General features: G+C 62.7%; 14 protein-coding genes and 1 pseudogene. 11 read left to right on the top strand and 4 right to left on the bottom strand.

Annotated features, from left to right (window positions below; translation table 11 throughout):
* Positions 1-5: 5 nt before the first annotated feature.
* Both FHW92_RS13945 and FHW92_RS13940 read left to right on the top strand, forming a co-directional pair.
* Entirely contained in the window at positions 6-740 is a 735-nt protein-coding gene (locus tag FHW92_RS13945; RefSeq protein WP_168603864.1) for a hypothetical protein, read from the top strand.
* Between the two features lie 148 nt (positions 741-888).
* The gene (locus FHW92_RS13940; protein ID WP_168603863.1) at positions 889-1275 is read left to right on the top strand and encodes a hypothetical protein; all 387 of its coding nucleotides are present in this window, start codon (positions 889-891) and stop codon (positions 1273-1275) included.
* Between the two features lie 282 nt (positions 1276-1557).
* Here FHW92_RS13940 and FHW92_RS13935 read toward each other — a convergent pair whose 3' ends face one another.
* Positions 1558-2340: an NAD(P)H-dependent oxidoreductase gene (locus tag FHW92_RS13935; RefSeq protein ID WP_246870158.1), complete on the bottom strand. Its 783-nt coding sequence runs from the start codon at positions 2338-2340 to the stop codon at positions 1558-1560.
* A 145-nt stretch (positions 2341-2485) separates the two neighbouring features.
* Between FHW92_RS13935 and FHW92_RS25775 the strand changes: the two are divergent.
* From FHW92_RS25775 to FHW92_RS13915, 4 genes and pseudogenes are all read left to right on the top strand, one after another.
* A pseudogene (locus FHW92_RS25775) lies at positions 2486-2584 on the top strand (integrase); the annotation flags it as partial.
* Positions 2585-2685: 101 nt separating this feature from the next.
* Positions 2686-2916, top strand: a complete 231-nt coding sequence (locus tag FHW92_RS13925) for a hypothetical protein (RefSeq protein WP_168603861.1) — start codon at positions 2686-2688, stop codon at positions 2914-2916.
* A 20-nt stretch (positions 2917-2936) separates the two neighbouring features.
* Positions 2937-3776 carry an alpha/beta fold hydrolase gene (locus tag FHW92_RS13920; protein WP_168603860.1) on the top strand — a complete coding sequence of 280 codons (840 nt, stop codon included), beginning with the start codon at positions 2937-2939 and terminating at the stop codon, positions 3774-3776.
* Positions 3777-4078: 302 nt separating this feature from the next.
* Positions 4079-4732, top strand: a complete 654-nt coding sequence (locus tag FHW92_RS13915; RefSeq protein ID WP_168603859.1) for a glutathione S-transferase family protein — start codon at positions 4079-4081, stop codon at positions 4730-4732.
* Between the two features lie 191 nt (positions 4733-4923).
* Here FHW92_RS13915 and FHW92_RS13910 read toward each other — a convergent pair whose 3' ends face one another.
* Together FHW92_RS13910 and FHW92_RS13905 are read right to left on the bottom strand one after the other, a co-directional pair.
* On the bottom strand, positions 4924-5631 hold the full coding sequence (locus tag FHW92_RS13910) for an MnmC family methyltransferase (RefSeq protein WP_168603858.1): 708 nt from the start codon (positions 5629-5631) through the stop codon (positions 4924-4926).
* A gap of 294 nt (positions 5632-5925) precedes the next feature.
* Positions 5926-6816: a LysR family transcriptional regulator gene (locus FHW92_RS13905; protein WP_168603857.1), complete on the bottom strand. Its 891-nt coding sequence runs from the start codon at positions 6814-6816 to the stop codon at positions 5926-5928.
* Positions 6817-6906: 90 nt separating this feature from the next.
* On the opposite strand from FHW92_RS13905, the gene FHW92_RS13900 reads away from it, so the two are divergent.
* A complete protein-coding gene (locus FHW92_RS13900) occupies positions 6907-7857 on the top strand; it encodes an NAD-dependent epimerase/dehydratase family protein (protein ID WP_168603856.1) in 951 nt (316 codons plus the stop codon).
* 34 nt (positions 7858-7891) lie between these two features.
* On the opposite strand, the gene FHW92_RS13895 is transcribed toward FHW92_RS13900, so the two are convergent.
* On the bottom strand, positions 7892-8797 hold the full coding sequence (locus FHW92_RS13895; protein ID WP_168603855.1) for a formylglycine-generating enzyme family protein: 906 nt from the start codon (positions 8795-8797) through the stop codon (positions 7892-7894).
* A gap of 390 nt (positions 8798-9187) precedes the next feature.
* Here FHW92_RS13895 and FHW92_RS13890 point away from each other — a divergent pair, with 390 nt between their 5' ends.
* The 4 genes from FHW92_RS13890 to FHW92_RS13875 all read left to right on the top strand — a co-directional run bounded on the left by FHW92_RS13890 (position 9188) and on the right by FHW92_RS13875 (position 14251).
* Positions 9188-10855, top strand: coding sequence for a multicopper oxidase domain-containing protein (locus FHW92_RS13890; RefSeq protein WP_168603854.1), 1668 nt, complete (start codon positions 9188-9190; stop codon positions 10853-10855).
* Positions 10852-11700, top strand: a complete 849-nt coding sequence (locus FHW92_RS13885) for a copper resistance protein B (RefSeq protein ID WP_168603853.1) — start codon at positions 10852-10854, stop codon at positions 11698-11700. The genes FHW92_RS13890 and FHW92_RS13885 overlap by 4 nt, the downstream gene beginning before the upstream one ends.
* A 366-nt stretch (positions 11701-12066) precedes the next feature.
* Positions 12067-13650: an MBL fold metallo-hydrolase gene (locus FHW92_RS13880; RefSeq protein ID WP_246870157.1), complete on the top strand. Its 1584-nt coding sequence runs from the start codon at positions 12067-12069 to the stop codon at positions 13648-13650.
* A gap of 85 nt (positions 13651-13735) precedes the next feature.
* Complete coding sequence (locus FHW92_RS13875) at positions 13736-14251, top strand: cytochrome c (protein WP_168603852.1); 516 nt, start codon at positions 13736-13738, stop codon at positions 14249-14251.
* Positions 14252-14256: the final 5 nt, after the last annotated feature.

Below are 14256 nucleotides of genomic sequence, written 5' to 3'. Positions count from 1 at the left end.
GTCGCGTGCCCGTTGTCAGCTATCGATCCTATGGTGATCGTTCCGATCCGCAGCAAATCCGCATCACCGTGCCCGGATGGGCAGGCGCCTCCGAACAACGCGTCGACGGCAGTCACGAACAGCCCTGGCACTGTATCCCCTTTTCGGAGAGCGCGCGCTACGGCGTGGAACTGCTCTATCCCTTCGACCCGGAACTTCGCGTGCGCTCGGTCGACGGCAAAGTCGTGCTGGAGGCCGATTGGGGCGCCCCGCCAGAGGAAGGGGCGATGTGGCCGCCGTTCCGCGCCTTTGGCGAGGACTATTATTCCTATCAGCTCTCGCTTGACCTGGCCGCGCCGCCGGGATGGGCGATCCGTTGTGAACCGCACCCCCGCTTCTTCACCGACGCGACCAACTCGACCCCACTTGCGGTTCCGGCGCTGATCCGGAGCGAGTGGTGGCCGATGATCAATTTCTGCATCTTCAAGGCCCCGCCGCCCGGAACCACGCATGTGTTTCGCAAGGGCGAGCCTTTCATCAGCTTCATCTGCATTCCCTCCGAACCGGACCTTGAGCTGCAGGCAATGGGACGGGAAGACGCCGCGCAACGGGAAATGCGATCGCGTCGGCTTTCGGCAAGCCGCGATGCTCTGGCCGAGGGGACACGCTGGCTTTCCTCGACGAACACCGTGTTCGACGGGACATATCGCAACATGGCGAGGGCGGCCCGCGCTCATGCCAAGCAGAAAAGCGGTGAGTAGTCGCCACGGCGCGGCAGGCAGCGCTTGCTGAACTTCGGATGTCGGGCGGGTTCAGCGATGGGTCAAGCCCGCCCCATTATGTCTGCGTTTGTTGCCAGTGAAGCGGGAGCCCCTTGGTCTTCCGCGTCGTGACGCAAGGAGCAAGCGTATGACCGGTAAGAAACATATTCTCTCAGGCGCAGCGGCCTTGGCCATTGCCGCCTCTGCCTTCGCCGCCCCGCCCGCCCTCGCGGCCCCTGTGCCGGAGGCGACGTCCTATGCCGATCTGTTTGAGCCGGTGCCCGATGCCGCTGCCCGTCTGAACGCCGCAGATGCCGCTGCGGCGGCCCAGCCGCGCCTGATCGAAGCCCAGTATTGGGGCGGCGACGGCCGCTACTACCATCATCATCACCACCATCACCACCATCACCACAGTGCGCGTTGGTTCTATGATAACGGCTATGTTTGGAATGGGTGGGGCTGGGTCCCGCGGCCGGTATACCATCATCACCACCATCATCATCACCATCACCATCATCACTATTATCGCTGGTGATTTCGAAGGGCCCTTCAGGACTTTCGCCACCTTGAGGCCAAGGAACCATGGCCAGTGTATGATGATACAATCATCGCAGCTGGGTGATATTGCCGGGAAGCTGGTCGATAGCCTTGGCCTTCACAACGACGTCATGGCATTCCTGCGGTGCGGTTTCCTCTGCGGGTTCGGCAGCCGATGTTGCGGACAAAAGCATTGGCTAGGGCGGCTGCCCGCCATTCGTCTGGCCCGGCGCCGTAATGGCGGCAACCCGACGGGGTATGCCGCCATTACGGGTCATTGCTATTGGACTTCGGTCACAAAAGCATTGCGATCACGGCGGACCTTCTTGAGATTGACGAGCCAGTCGCCCTCGGCTTGCCGATAGCCGAGCGGAAGCAGGATCACGCTGCGCAGATGACGTGCTTTAAGGCCCAGTATTTCGTCAACAGCCTCTGGATCGAAGCCTTCCATCGGCGTGGCATCGACTTCTTCGAAAGCGGCCGCCGCCAATGCCGATCCCAAACCGATATAGGCTTGGCGCGCCGCTGCCTGATAATTTGCCTCGGTGCCCCTTGCGCCAACGATGCCCAGCAACTGCTGACGGTAATTTTCCCAGCCTTCATTGACAAAGCCGCGCACTTCATTGGTCAGGTCGAACATCATGTTGACCCGCTCGGGCGTGATGTCGTCCCACGCGGCAAACACCAGCAAATGCGAACAATCGGTGATCTGCGCCTGATTCCACGATACGGCGCGGATCTTCTGGCGAACTTCCGGGTTCGTTACCAGCAGCAGTTCGAAGGGCTGGAGACCGCTCGAGGTTGCGGTCAGGCGAACGGCCTCGATGATCCGTTCGACGCTTTCGGTCGGGACGGCTTTGGCGGGGTCGAATTTTTTGGTCGCATAGCGCCAGGACAGCTTTTCGATCAGGGGGTTCATATCAAAATCCTTGGGGACTATTTGGATCGCGCAGAAAGAACGCGCAACCGCAGGCGGTAACGTATTAACGCCAAGGTCGGCAAACAAGGTTTGAAGGAAAAGATTGCCGAGCTTTGTCCGAAACGGTTTTGCCTGAAGGATCAACCCTTTCGTTTTGGATGAACGCAGGGGCGCTTTGCATGATCCCGTTCGAGCCATCGGATAGCGGTTTTGGCGGCGGCAATCCCCCTTCCGACGCATCAACGCGCTGATTGGCGGCTATCGGTCTCGCCGCGAGGAAAAAGACCGCCGCGACCGCGCCTTGTTCGACCTTCCCATCGCCAGCAATTTGCGCGGACGTGATCTTGTAAAGCTGCGCATTGGCGTTCTGGTCGGCGGTGGCACCCTGTCCATCGCCAAATATCTTGACATCAAGATATATATCTCTATGTAGAGACATATTGGGAATGAGCCCAAGCGCAAGCGCGACCATCCTATCGGAATGTCATCATGCCAAAATCTTCCGGCTGGCTGCTGCTTGCGGCCGTGATCCTGCGCTCCGGCATCGATCTGCGCCCCAGGCCGGCCTCGATCGGGCCATTGCTCGGCCTGACGCAGAGCGAGGCAGGGCTGGACGATATGCTGACCAGTTTGCCGGTACTGCTCATGGGATTGTGCCTGCCCGGTTCCAAGCGGATGCAGGCGGCATTGGGCCTGCGGACCGGCGAGCAATCTGACTGAACCATCGAAAGGAAACAATCATGGCCTTTTTCACAGTGCAGGGTCGCACCAATTATTTTGTCGACATGGGGCAAGGGCGACCGGTTCTCCTGCTCCATGGCATTAGCAATTCGGGCCGAGCCTGGGCGCCGCAGGTGCCCGCGCTGATGGCCGCCGGTTATCGGGCCATCGTGCCGGACCACGCGGGGCATGGCGTCTCGGGCAGCGTGTCGGCCCCGTTTGGTGTGAAGGACATTGCCGATGATAGCGAGGCGTTGATGGACCATTTGGGTCTCGACCGGCTCGATGTTGTCGGCCTCTCGTTGGGCGGGATGGTGGCGCTGGAACTGGGGCTTCGCCATCCGCAGCGTATCGGCCGCATGATTGTTGCGAACAGTTTTGACCGGACCGCAACCCCGGAGTTCAAATCCATGGCCGAAGGGTGGGCCCGGACGTTCGAGTTGCCCCATGGTCCGGTGCTGCGATTGGAGCAGAACTGGCCATCGCTGGTATCGCCGGGCTTTCAGAAAACGGCGGAGGGGTTGCGTACCTGGCAGGTCTGGCATGGCATTGCCGCAGGTGCTGATGGCCCATCGCTGGCGCATGTTGCACGCGGAATCACCGATTTTGACTTCTCGGATCGCATTCGGAATCTGGCGATGCCGGTCCTCTTTGTGGCAGGCGAACTTGATCGCATGTCACCGCAGGAACTCAGCCGCACCATGGCAGAGCGAGCGCCACTGGGGCAGTATCATTTAATTCAAGGAGCAGCCCATATCTCCAATGTGGACAGCCCCGATGCCTTTACACGGACCATGCTTCAATTTTTAGAGGCTGCGCAGCCTTGCGACACGACTGCCTCACTTGCATCGCGGGAATGAGGGGACGATTGGGATGCCCAATTCTGTGGTGAGCCGCTCATCGTGCTACTGACCGGGGCAGGCAGCTTTGAGTCCGCATATCAGAGCGTGGAATGTCCGTTTTGTCCGGATCAGCCCTTGGCGCGAGCGGGTGAGACGGCTGCCCGACCGGCAGGCCGCGAGAAAACTGCGGCAATGATCCCATTGCGGCATAGAGTTCCCTGCCATTTTGCGTACAATGGATTGACAAGGTTGGCCACTCGGCGGCGCGCTTGTCGCGCCGCTAGACCTGTATTGCCCGCCAATGTTCAGGATCGCAGAGCGTGACATTCCATTTGATTATCGGCAACCGCAACTATTCTTCCTGGTCGATGCGCGCCTGGTTGCTGCTGCGCCTGAGCGGGGCGCCGTTTGAGGAAACCGTGGTGCCGCTTTACGAGCAGGGGTCACGCGCAAGGGTGGAAGCTCTGGGCGGCGAAACAGGGTTGGTTCCGGTGTTGAACGTGGGTGGCATGCCGGTCTGGGATACGTTGGCGATTGCTGAAACGCTGTATGAACTCTACCCTGCCGTGTGGCCAGCCAAGCTGTCAGACAGGGCACGCGCGCGCAGCTATGCCGGAGAGGTTCATTCGGGCCTCAACGCTTTGCGAGAGGCCATGCCTGTCAACACGCGGGGCCGCCGTCGACAGGCCGTCGTGACGCCCGCGGTCCAGGCCGACATCGACCGTGTGAACACCATCTGGGCGCGCGCCGGGCAATCGGACAGCCCATGGCTGTTGGGTGATTTTTGCGCGATAGATATTTTCTTTGCCCCCGTCGCCACACGCTTCCGCACATATGGCGTGGAGGTGCCTGTTCAAGCGCGGCCCTATTGCGAAGCGCTGCTGGCCCATCCCTGGGTTCAGGAATGGTGTCAAATGGGCTTTGAAGAGCAAGCCCTTATCCCATCTTTGGAAATGCCCGCGCTGCCCGGATAGCAAAGGGAATGATCGCCACAAGCCGTTGGCCGGACAGAGATGCCCTCAAAGCGGAAATGAGGGAGAACTTGAGCCGCTCCGCGAAGGGCGGGTTTAGGCGTAACCCGCATCGCCCTTCCGGATAAATGAACGACCGGTTCCGACGCCCTGATCAGCGTCCGGGCACGTCAGGAATGGCGGAGCAACCGGAATTAAAGCGTTTTGCCACGCCGCTCGGCGTCGAGTTTTGCGAACCAGATCACATGCTTGGCGCCTTTGCCGTTGCCTTGCTTGTCATAGCGCGCATAGACCGTAACCTCGTCCACCGCGAAGCCGGCGGCTTTCAGGCGTCGTGTGAAGGCTTCGTCGCGCGCGGCGGACCAGATTGCCAGCACCCCACCGGGGCGCAACGCGCGGGCAGCAGTGCGCAACCCGGCCTTGGCATACAGCCGGTCGTTGCCGGCGCGCACCAATCCATCGGGTCCGTTATCGACATCGAGCAGAATGGCATCAAACCCGCCCGCAGAGCCAGCGATCACGTCGACGACATCGCCTTGCACGAGCCTGACGCGTCGATCATCGAGGCAACCTGCCGCTACCTCCGCCATCGGCCCGCGCGCCCAGGCAATGATCTCGGGCACGATTTCTGCAACGGTGACCTGCGCGTCATCAGGCAGATTGGCCAGCGCGGCGCGCAAAGTGAAGCCCATCCCGTAGCCGCCGATCAGCATGCGCGGCTGCGTCGCTCCGGCGATGCGCGCGCAGGACATCACAGCCAGCGCCTCTTCGGAACCGCGCATCCGCGTGCTCATCAATTCGTTGCGATCCAGCACGATCATGAAATCGCCGCCATGGCGGAACAGGCGCAATTCCTCGCCGTCGGGAACCTGTGCCGTACCAATCAATTCGCGCGCAATCATGCCGGTTCTCCTACCGGCTGCCCGGTCGCTGCTTCACTGGCCAAGGCCGGTTGAAAATGACAATCGCCCGGGCCATCGATGGAATTCGCCTTTTGGGCAGCCGTGCGTGGTCACGCAAGGCTGCGCGGCGAGCGCCCCCATTATCCTAAAGTTGCCGATGTGCCATCCTTAACTTTCCCGGCTTGAAGGCGCTCGTGCCATTGGCCCGCCTAAGCCCTTCTCCGGATATGGATATTTTGCCATTTCCGATGAACGCAATCAGGTCTGTCGATGCCGGCTCCGCGGGCGAACAGTTCACGCATTCACGACATATCGCAGATCGGCGGCAAGGGTGTTGAACACTGTCCGGCATCGGGCACTGCTTCGCAGGTCTTCATGCATGACAATCCAGAGCGGCAGGCCGAAGACGAAAGCATCCGGGAGAACCTGCACGAGTGCGCTATCCCGGGCCGCAATGCGTGTTTGACAGATGCCGATGCCAAATCCCGCACGGATGGCGGCCAGATGGACGACTGTGTTGTCCGCCCGCAGCGCGAAATCGCCGTGTTCGATGCCGGGCAGGGCGCCTGTTATCGCGCGGGAAAGGCTGCTGTTTCTGTCCACCCCGATCAGGTCGTGCCCGGGCAGTTCGGCGATGGATTGCGGAAGGCCGCGCCGGTCGAGATAGTCGCGATGGGCATAAAGACCGAGTTGCACCGTGCCGATCCTGCGCGCGACCAATGCCTGCTGGACAGGATCGACCATGCGGATCGCGATATCCGCGCGGCGTTGCAGCAGATCATCGACAGCATCGCTTGCCACAAGTTCGATCGACAGCTTGGGATATTGACGCCGGATGGCGGCCAGCATGGGCGGCAGATGTTCGGCGGCCACAATTTCGCTCGCGCTGATGCGAACGGTTCCGGCGATGTCTTCCGGATCAGCCGAGGCGGTGCGCAGCATGGCGGCGCTGGCCGCGACCAGTTCCTCGGCATAGGGTTGCAGGGCCAGAGCGCGATCCGTTGGCGACAGGCCACGTTGTGATCGCAGGAACAGCTTGCCGCCCACCGCCTGTTCAAACGCCTCGACATGCCGAGCGACACTGGGCTGCGTGAGGCCAAGAGCGCGTGCGGCCGCCGACAGAGAACCCTCCCGCAGTACGGCGGCGAAGGTGCGGTAGAGATCCCAGCTCGGTTCCGTGCTCATCTATTTTCGTATAGTGAATGCCCATATTCTGTCAATTTCGTTGAGAGGCTATGTCGATCATCTTCCTGCGTGTGAAACGAGGAGGCAGACATGGAACGAATTGCATTGGTATTGGGAGCGACAGGCGGCATTGGCGGGGCTGTGGCGCGCAGGCTGCTGGATGCAGGCTGGACGGTAAGGGCGCTGGTTCGCGCAGAGAGCGCCGCGCGCTTACCGGCTCGGCTTATTCCGTTTATCGGTGATGCGCTCAATGGTGAAACTGTCGCCCATGCCGCGCAGGGAGCCCAACTGATCGTTCACGCGGTCAACCCGCCGGGCTATCGCGACTGGGACAGGCTGGTGTTGCCGATGCTGGACAACACCATTGCGGCGGCCCGCGCGAATGCTGCGCGCGTCCTGTTGCCCGGAACGGTTTACAATTACGGGCCGGATGCCTTTCCTTTGATAGACGAAACGGCGCCGCAACGGCCATCGACCCGCAAAGGTGCGATCCGCGTCGAGATGGAGCGGCGACTGCGCCTTGGCGCCCAGACCGGTGATATGCGCGTGCTGATCGTGCGGGCCGGCGATTTTTTTGGCCCCGATGCGGCCAATAACTGGTTTGCCCAAGGGCTGGTCAAGCCCGGCGCGCGCCCCGGCATCATTCGCAATCCGGGCAGGGGCGGGACAGGGCACCAATGGGCCTATCTGCCCGATGTCGCAGAAACGATGGTGCGCCTTGTCGAACGCGACACGCTTCAGTCCTTTGAAACATACCATATGGATGGCCACTGGGATGCGACCGGCACGGCCATGACCGACATGATCGTGAAAGTTCTGGGCCGACCCAAGGTGCGGGTTGCGGCTTTGCCCTGGTGGCTGATCCGCGTGGCGGCGCTGTTTGCCGTAACTCCGCGTGAGATGATGGAAATGCGCTATCTCTGGCAGAAGCCGGTTCGCCTGAACAATGCGCGCCTCGTCGCGACCCTTGGCGCCGAACCGCATACGCCTTTGGATCAGGCCGTCCATACGACCCTGACCGCCATGAGATGTCTGCCCTGAGGTGCCTATCGGGGGCAGGGCCGTCCCTGCTCCTTCAAAGCTCTCGGGCCAGGCGGATGCCGTTGTGGTAGTTGCGCAAGTCGTTCGGGTCCTTGATACGGATCGCGGAGCGCAGGTTGCCGGGCGAATAGAACCATGCGCCGCCCCGCTCCGCATGCTGTTCGCATGGGCCGCCAAGATAGGCCGACCCGTCCGACGGCGCAGCGATATAGTCGGGCCTCCAGCAGTCCGCCACCCAGGTCCACGCGTTGCCGCTCGTCTCGTAAAGGCCGAAAGGGTTGGGCGGGAAGCTGCCGACCGGAACGGTGCCGTCATGCGCCACAGGATTGCCGCAGGCATTGCAGTTCGCATGGTTGCCGCCGATCTCGTCCCCCCACCACCAGCGCGTGGTTGTTCCGGCGCGGTTGACATATTCGTATTCGGCTTCGGACAGCAGGCGATAGTGGTGACCGGTCCTGCGCGAAACCCAGGCGGCATAGGCCTGGGCATCGGCAAAGTTCATGCAGACCACCGGATCTTCAGCCGTCTGGATGAAACCCGGATTGCGCCAGTTGCGGGCGGGACGGTGATCGTCCCATTGGCCGCCTTCAAAGGTCTTGCAGGTTGACCCGGCATCATAGCGGGTATCGGCCACAAAGCGCGCGAATTCGCCCACGGTTACGGCATATTTGCCCACCGCGAACGGGCGGGCGATGCGGACCCGATGCTGCGGTCCCTCGTCCGCGCGGCGATTGGGTTCCTGGGGTGGCGATCCCATCATGAAATCGCCGGGCGGGACGATGATCATCTCGGGATAGTCCGGCCCATCCCAAAGCGTCGCACCGGGGATCGGCGCGGCAGGCGGCGTGAACTTTGCGAACCGGGCCCGGCGCTCGCCATGCCAACTGCGCGCTTCGGCCGCTGCGTGAAAACCCGATAAGGCTGCCAGCGCGAAAAGCACCGATCCGATGAACCTGAACGCCATGCGATGATCCCCAAGATTGAATCACATGTTTTGCGCCAAGTCGCTTCATGGCCTGCGGCTTATTCGGGACTGGTCGCTTGACGGGCACATACACGGCGACCGTATCCTGCGCATTGAGCAATCTGCCGACAACGCCAAGGTGCCGGCCGCGATGCGCCGAGCCTGGAAACGGTGCAGGGGAACAGTGTTTGGATCATCATGATCCGCGTGTCGCGCGCGCGAGGTCATCCTCCGTCCTATTCTCGCCAAATCCATCACGGTTTCCGCGCGCCTCGTCCGACGAGCAAAAAATATCTTTCCGTGCGAGGGGTGGGGCCAAAGGCTGCGTATGAAGGAGAAATCCCTTTGTGCAGGAATGATCCGCCGATGCCCGCTATCCAGTTTCACCGCCGACAGTTGTTGCAGGGCGCCGCCGCTCTGACCACGCTCTGCGCCGGTTTTGCCTCCACGGCGCATGGGGCGGCCATGCCGGGCGCGCGCGAACTGGCGGGCGAGGAGATCACCTTAACGATCGGCCAGACGATTATTCAGGTCGATGGCCGCCCCGCGCGCGCGGTGGCCATCAACGGCGGCGTCCCCGGCCCGACCCTGCGCCTGCGTCAGGGGCAGAAGCTGCGCATCACGGTCATCAACGAGCTGAACGAGGACACCTCGCTCCACTGGCACGGGCTGGAATTGCCGTTTCAGATGGACGGCGTGCCGGGCGTGTCCTTTCCGGGCATCCCGGCGCTGGGCCGCTTCACCTATGAATTCGCGATCACCCAGCACGGCACCTACTGGTATCACAGCCATTCGGGCCTTCAGGAGATGATGGGCTGCTATGGTTCGATCGTCATCGAGCCCGCCGCAGCAGACCCCGCTCCGCCCGCCCACGATCACGTCATGGTCCTGTCCGACCACAGCTATGTTCATCCCGCCGGTATCCTGCGCAAGCTGAAAGTCGATCCGGGCCATTATGCGCGCTATCCGCAAACGCTGGCCGGATTGATCGCGGGCAAGGATCAGCCGCTGAAGACCCGCCTTGAATTTGCCAAGATGCGGATGGATCCGGCCGATATTTCCGACGTCACCGGCAAGGTGTTCCGATACCTCATCAACGGGCGCGGCATGGCCGATAATTTCACCGCCCCGATCACGCCCGGGGCGCCCACCCGCCTGCGCTTCATCAACGCGGGCAGCATGACGTTTTTCAACGTCCGCATCCCCGATCTGGCGATGAAGGTGATCGCCGCCGACGGCCAGCCGATCGTGCCGGTGGAGGTCGATGAATTCCAGATGGGTCCGGGCGAGACCTATGACGTGCTCATCACGCCGCAGGATCGCGCCTATACGGTGGCCGCCGAGGCGATGGACCGTTCGGGCATGGCGCGGGCCACGCTGACCCCGCGCCCCGGATTGACCGCGCCCGTGCCACCTCTGCGCGCGCCGGTGCGGCTGACCATGCGCGACATGGGGATGGACATGGATATGTCGCACGGTGGGGGCGGCATGGACATGTCGATGCGCAGTCAGGCCAATGCGCCCGATGTCAAATTGGGGCCGGGTGTGGATATGATCGCGCCCATGCCGGTGGACCGCACCGGTGATCCGGGGCTGGGTCTGGATAAAATCGGCCACCGCGTGCTGACCTATCGCGATCTGGTCGCGCCCGAGCAAAACCCCGACACCCGCGCGGCGCAGCGCGAGATCGAGATGCATCTGACCGGATCCATGGACCGCTATCTCTGGTCCTTTGACGGCGTGACCATGAGCGAGGCGCATCATCCGGTCACCTGGACGACCGGAGAGCGGCTGCGCATCACACTGATCAACGACACGATGATGGGCCATCCCATCCATCTGCACGGCCATATTTTCGAACTGGTGACCGGCCATGGCGACCGTTCCCCGCGCAAACATACCGTCATTGTCCAGCCTGGAGGAAAGGTGAGTTTCGACGTGACCGCGATCGAGGGCGACTGGCCGATGCATTGCCATCTGTTCCTGCATATGACGATGGGGATGATGCGCGTGGTCAAGGTGCGGGGGGCATGAAGATGCGGTATTTTCTGAGCCTCGCGCTTGCCCTCTCCGCAACCGGCCTGCATGCGCAGGAGACCGGCACCGATCAAAGCCCCGGCAGCGCGCCTGCGCCCGCGCCCGCGCATGACCGGCTGGCCGACCGATACTTTGATCCCGCCGCCATGGCGCGAGCCGAGGCGGTGATGATGAACGAGCATGGCAACCTGACCTACAGCCAGTTCCGCGCCGATCTGGCCGAAGTGCGCGTGACCGGCCCCGACAAGGGCTATCATTTCGAGGGCGAGGCATGGACCGGCAACGTCAACCGCTTCGTCGTCGCCACGCGGGGCGAGGGGGATTTCGACAGTAGCGGGGACAGGGGCGCCGAAAAGGGCCGCTTCAAGGAGGGCGAGGTGCAGGCGCTCTATGCCCGCGCGCTCGGCCCATGGTGGAACCTGCGCGGGGGCCTGCGTCAGGATTTCGGCCCCGGACCGCAGCGCACCCATGCCATGCTGGCCATTGACGGCCTCTCGCCCTATCGCTTCGACATTCAGGGCGCACTGTTCGTCTCGCAGCGCGGCGAGGTGACCGGCCGCATCGAGGCCGCTGTTGACGAGCGCATCACCCGCCGTCTGGTGCTGCAACCGCGCGGCGAAGTGAACTTTTCGGTGCAGGATCAGCCCGACCGCGAACTGGGCAGCGGGCTGACCAGCATCGAAGTCGGTGCGCGGTTGCGCTATGAATTCACACGCCAATTCGCGCCCTATGTCGGCGTGCTGTGGACCTCATCCCTCGGCCGCACCGCCGATTATGTCCGCGCCGAGGGAAAATCGGCATCGTCTGCCGGTGTGGTGTTGGGGATAAAGGTCTGGTTGTGATGGGATAGGGAGTTTTGCCTCCGGCGGGCAAAGGGCGGGGGCCCTTTGCAATCCCGATACTGTCCGTGTTGCGCCATGGGTTCGACGTTGGGGGAGGTGGCCGCGCCGAAGGCTATTAAACCGCTTCGCGGAAAAGCGCGTTCTGCCCGGTAAAGCACCACCCCATAATGGGATTGCAAAGGGACCGAGTCCCTTTGCCCGCCGGAGGCACCTTTCCCTCAATATCGCTGTAACTCCACATTACGACAGAGGCCCGACTTTAGATCCAGCGCAAAGACATCGCCTTAGATCTGCCGCCACATCCCGGGCTTGCCGGGCGCGTCCCTCGCGCCTAACCTTTTGGCAAAACATAACCGAGGATGACATATGACAGCGCAGCCCCCGCTTTCGATCACCTTTCACGGCGCGGCCCAGACCGTGACCGGCTCCTGCATGGAACTGGCGCGTGGAGAGGGGGGCAAGCACATCCTTGTCGATTGCGGGCTGTTTCAGGGCAGCCGGACGCTCGAAACGCTTAACCACGGGCAATTGGGTTTTGATCCTTCCGATATTGCCGCAGTCGTGCTGACCCATGCGCATATCGACCATTGCGGGCTGTTGCCCCGGCTCATGGCGATGGGGTGGCAGGGGCCGATCTGGTGTACGCGGCCCACGGCGGATCTGCTCGAATATATGCTGGCCGATGCCGGGCGCATTCAGGAAGGCGACGCCACCCGCCGCAACCGCCGCCCCGACCGGCGCGGCGCGGCCCATTTTGAACCGCTCTATACCGAGCGCGACGGGCTGGCGGCATGGCGCGCGGCGCGGCCTGTGCCCCTGAACGAATGGTTTGAACCGGCCCCCGGTTTCCGCGCCCGCCTGTGGCCTGCGGGGCATATTCTGGGCAGCGCCTCGGCCGAAATCGAGGCGGCGGGTGTTCGCCTGCTCTGTTCGGGCGATATCGGCCCGGAAAACAAGGAATTGCAGCCCGATGCGCAAGGGCCATGCGATCTTGATTATGTCGTCTGCGAAAGCACTTATGGCAATCGCACGCGCGACCATATCACCATTGCCCAGCGCCGCGATGCGCTGGAGGCGGAAATCAAGGCGGCTCTGGTGCGCGGGGGCAATCTGGTGATCCCGGTCTTTGCGCTGGAGCGCACGCAGGAACTGCTGATCGACATCATCCATCTCGCCGAGGCCAACCGCATTCCCGGCGTGCCGATCTTTGTCGACAGCCCGCTGGCCAGCCGCGCCACCCGCGTCTTTGCCGCCCATGCCGATGAACTGGAGGACCTCGACGGCATCGACATCGCTCGCCACCCCTCGGTCCATTATGTCGAGGACCCGGCCGATTCGATGCATCTCAACACGATCTCGGGCGCGATCATCATGGCGGCCAGCGGCATGTGCGAGGCCGGGCGCATCCGCCACCATCTCAAACACAATCTGTGTCGCCGCGAATCCACGGTGCTGTTTGTGGGCTTTCAGGCGGCCGGATCGCTGGGCCGGGTCATTCTGGAGGGCGCGCCGCGCGTGCGCATTTCCGGCAATGAGGTTTCGGTCCACGCCCGGATCCGCCGCATCGACACCTATTCGGCTCATGCCGACCAGAGCGAATTGGCCGCATGGATCCGCGCGCGCAAACCGATCCGGGGCAGCCTGATCCTCTCGCATGGCGAGCCGGAGGGGATCGAGGCTTTGGCCGCGCTGATGCAGCAGGAGGATGCGGGCCTTTCGATCATCCGCCCGGCGCTGGGCGAAACCTATGGGCTGACGCCGGGGGCGCCCGCCAAACGGCTGACCACCGGGCGCGTCGATATCCAGCAGGCGATGGGCCATGACTGGCAGAATGACTATGCCGCCTTTGCCGCCACGCTGAAGGATGAACTGAGCCATATCAAGGGCCCGGCCGAGCGTCAGCGCGCGATCGAGGCGATGCGGCTGGTGCTGTCGCAAGCCCAAGGTTAAGCTCTAATCAACATGACCCGGCCGCTTATTGCCATACGCAATAAGCGGCATAGGACGCAGCGCGGAAAATGGCACATTTGCGGCCATGGGCGCTTGGAAACAGGATGGGGCGGCGGGGGCCGCGAATGATGACGCTGTAAACAGGGCGTCGGGGGCAACAAAACGCCGCTGGCTTTTGGCGCTGGCGGCATGTCTGCCGCTGGGCGTGGCCGGCTTTGCCCCGGCCACGGCGCAGGACACCGCAGGCGGCACCACCAATGTCCAGATCTCGGCCGAGGGCAAGCAGGTTTACGAGGAAATCTGTCAGGCCTGCCATATGGCCGATGCCAAGGGCGGGGGCGGCGCGGGGGCCGTGATCCCGGCGCTGGCGGGCAATGCCAAGCTGGCAGACAAGGATTATCCGATCACGTTGCTGCTCAAAGGGCGCGGCGGGATGCCGTGGTTCACCGAGATCCTGACGCCTGAACAGATGGCCGCCGTGGTCAATTACGTGCGCGGCCATTTCAACGATTACCACGACATCGTGACCGTCGCCGATGTGAAGCGCGTGGCCACCGGCCCCGCGCCCAAGCGCGACTGTCTGAACGCGTGTGGCCAGTAATCAGC

The sequence above is a fragment of the Novosphingobium sp. SG707 genome (genome assembly GCF_012275515.1).
Lineage (GTDB): Bacteria > Pseudomonadota > Alphaproteobacteria > Sphingomonadales > Sphingomonadaceae > Novosphingobium.
Note: the sequence above shows the minus strand (reverse complement) of the source record. Positions and strands in the feature narration are given on the sequence as shown.

Bases quoted from the DNA above. Each gene is read 5' to 3' on its own strand.
- FHW92_RS13940 (WP_168603863.1), top strand. From the start codon at position 889: ATGACCGGTAAGAAACATATTCTCTCAGGCGCAGCGGCCTTGGCCATT.
- FHW92_RS13925 (WP_168603861.1), top strand. From the start codon at position 2,686: ATGCCAAAATCTTCCGGCTGGCTGCTGCTTGCGGCCGTGATCCTGCGC.
- FHW92_RS13920 (WP_168603860.1), top strand. From the start codon at position 2,937: ATGGCCTTTTTCACAGTGCAGGGTCGCACCAATTATTTTGTCGACATG.
- FHW92_RS13910 (WP_168603858.1), bottom strand. From the start codon at position 5,631: ATGATTGCGCGCGAATTGATTGGTACGGCACAGGTTCCCGACGGCGAG.
- FHW92_RS13905 (WP_168603857.1), bottom strand. From the start codon at position 6,816: ATGAGCACGGAACCGAGCTGGGATCTCTACCGCACCTTCGCCGCCGTA.
- FHW92_RS13900 (WP_168603856.1), top strand. From the start codon at position 6,907: ATGGAACGAATTGCATTGGTATTGGGAGCGACAGGCGGCATTGGCGGG.
- FHW92_RS13890 (WP_168603854.1), top strand. From the start codon at position 9,188: ATGCCCGCTATCCAGTTTCACCGCCGACAGTTGTTGCAGGGCGCCGCC.
- FHW92_RS13885 (WP_168603853.1), top strand. From the start codon at position 10,852: ATGAAGATGCGGTATTTTCTGAGCCTCGCGCTTGCCCTCTCCGCAACC.
- FHW92_RS13880 (WP_246870157.1), top strand. From the start codon at position 12,067: ATGACAGCGCAGCCCCCGCTTTCGATCACCTTTCACGGCGCGGCCCAG.
- FHW92_RS13875 (WP_168603852.1), top strand. From the start codon at position 13,736: ATGGGCGCTTGGAAACAGGATGGGGCGGCGGGGGCCGCGAATGATGAC.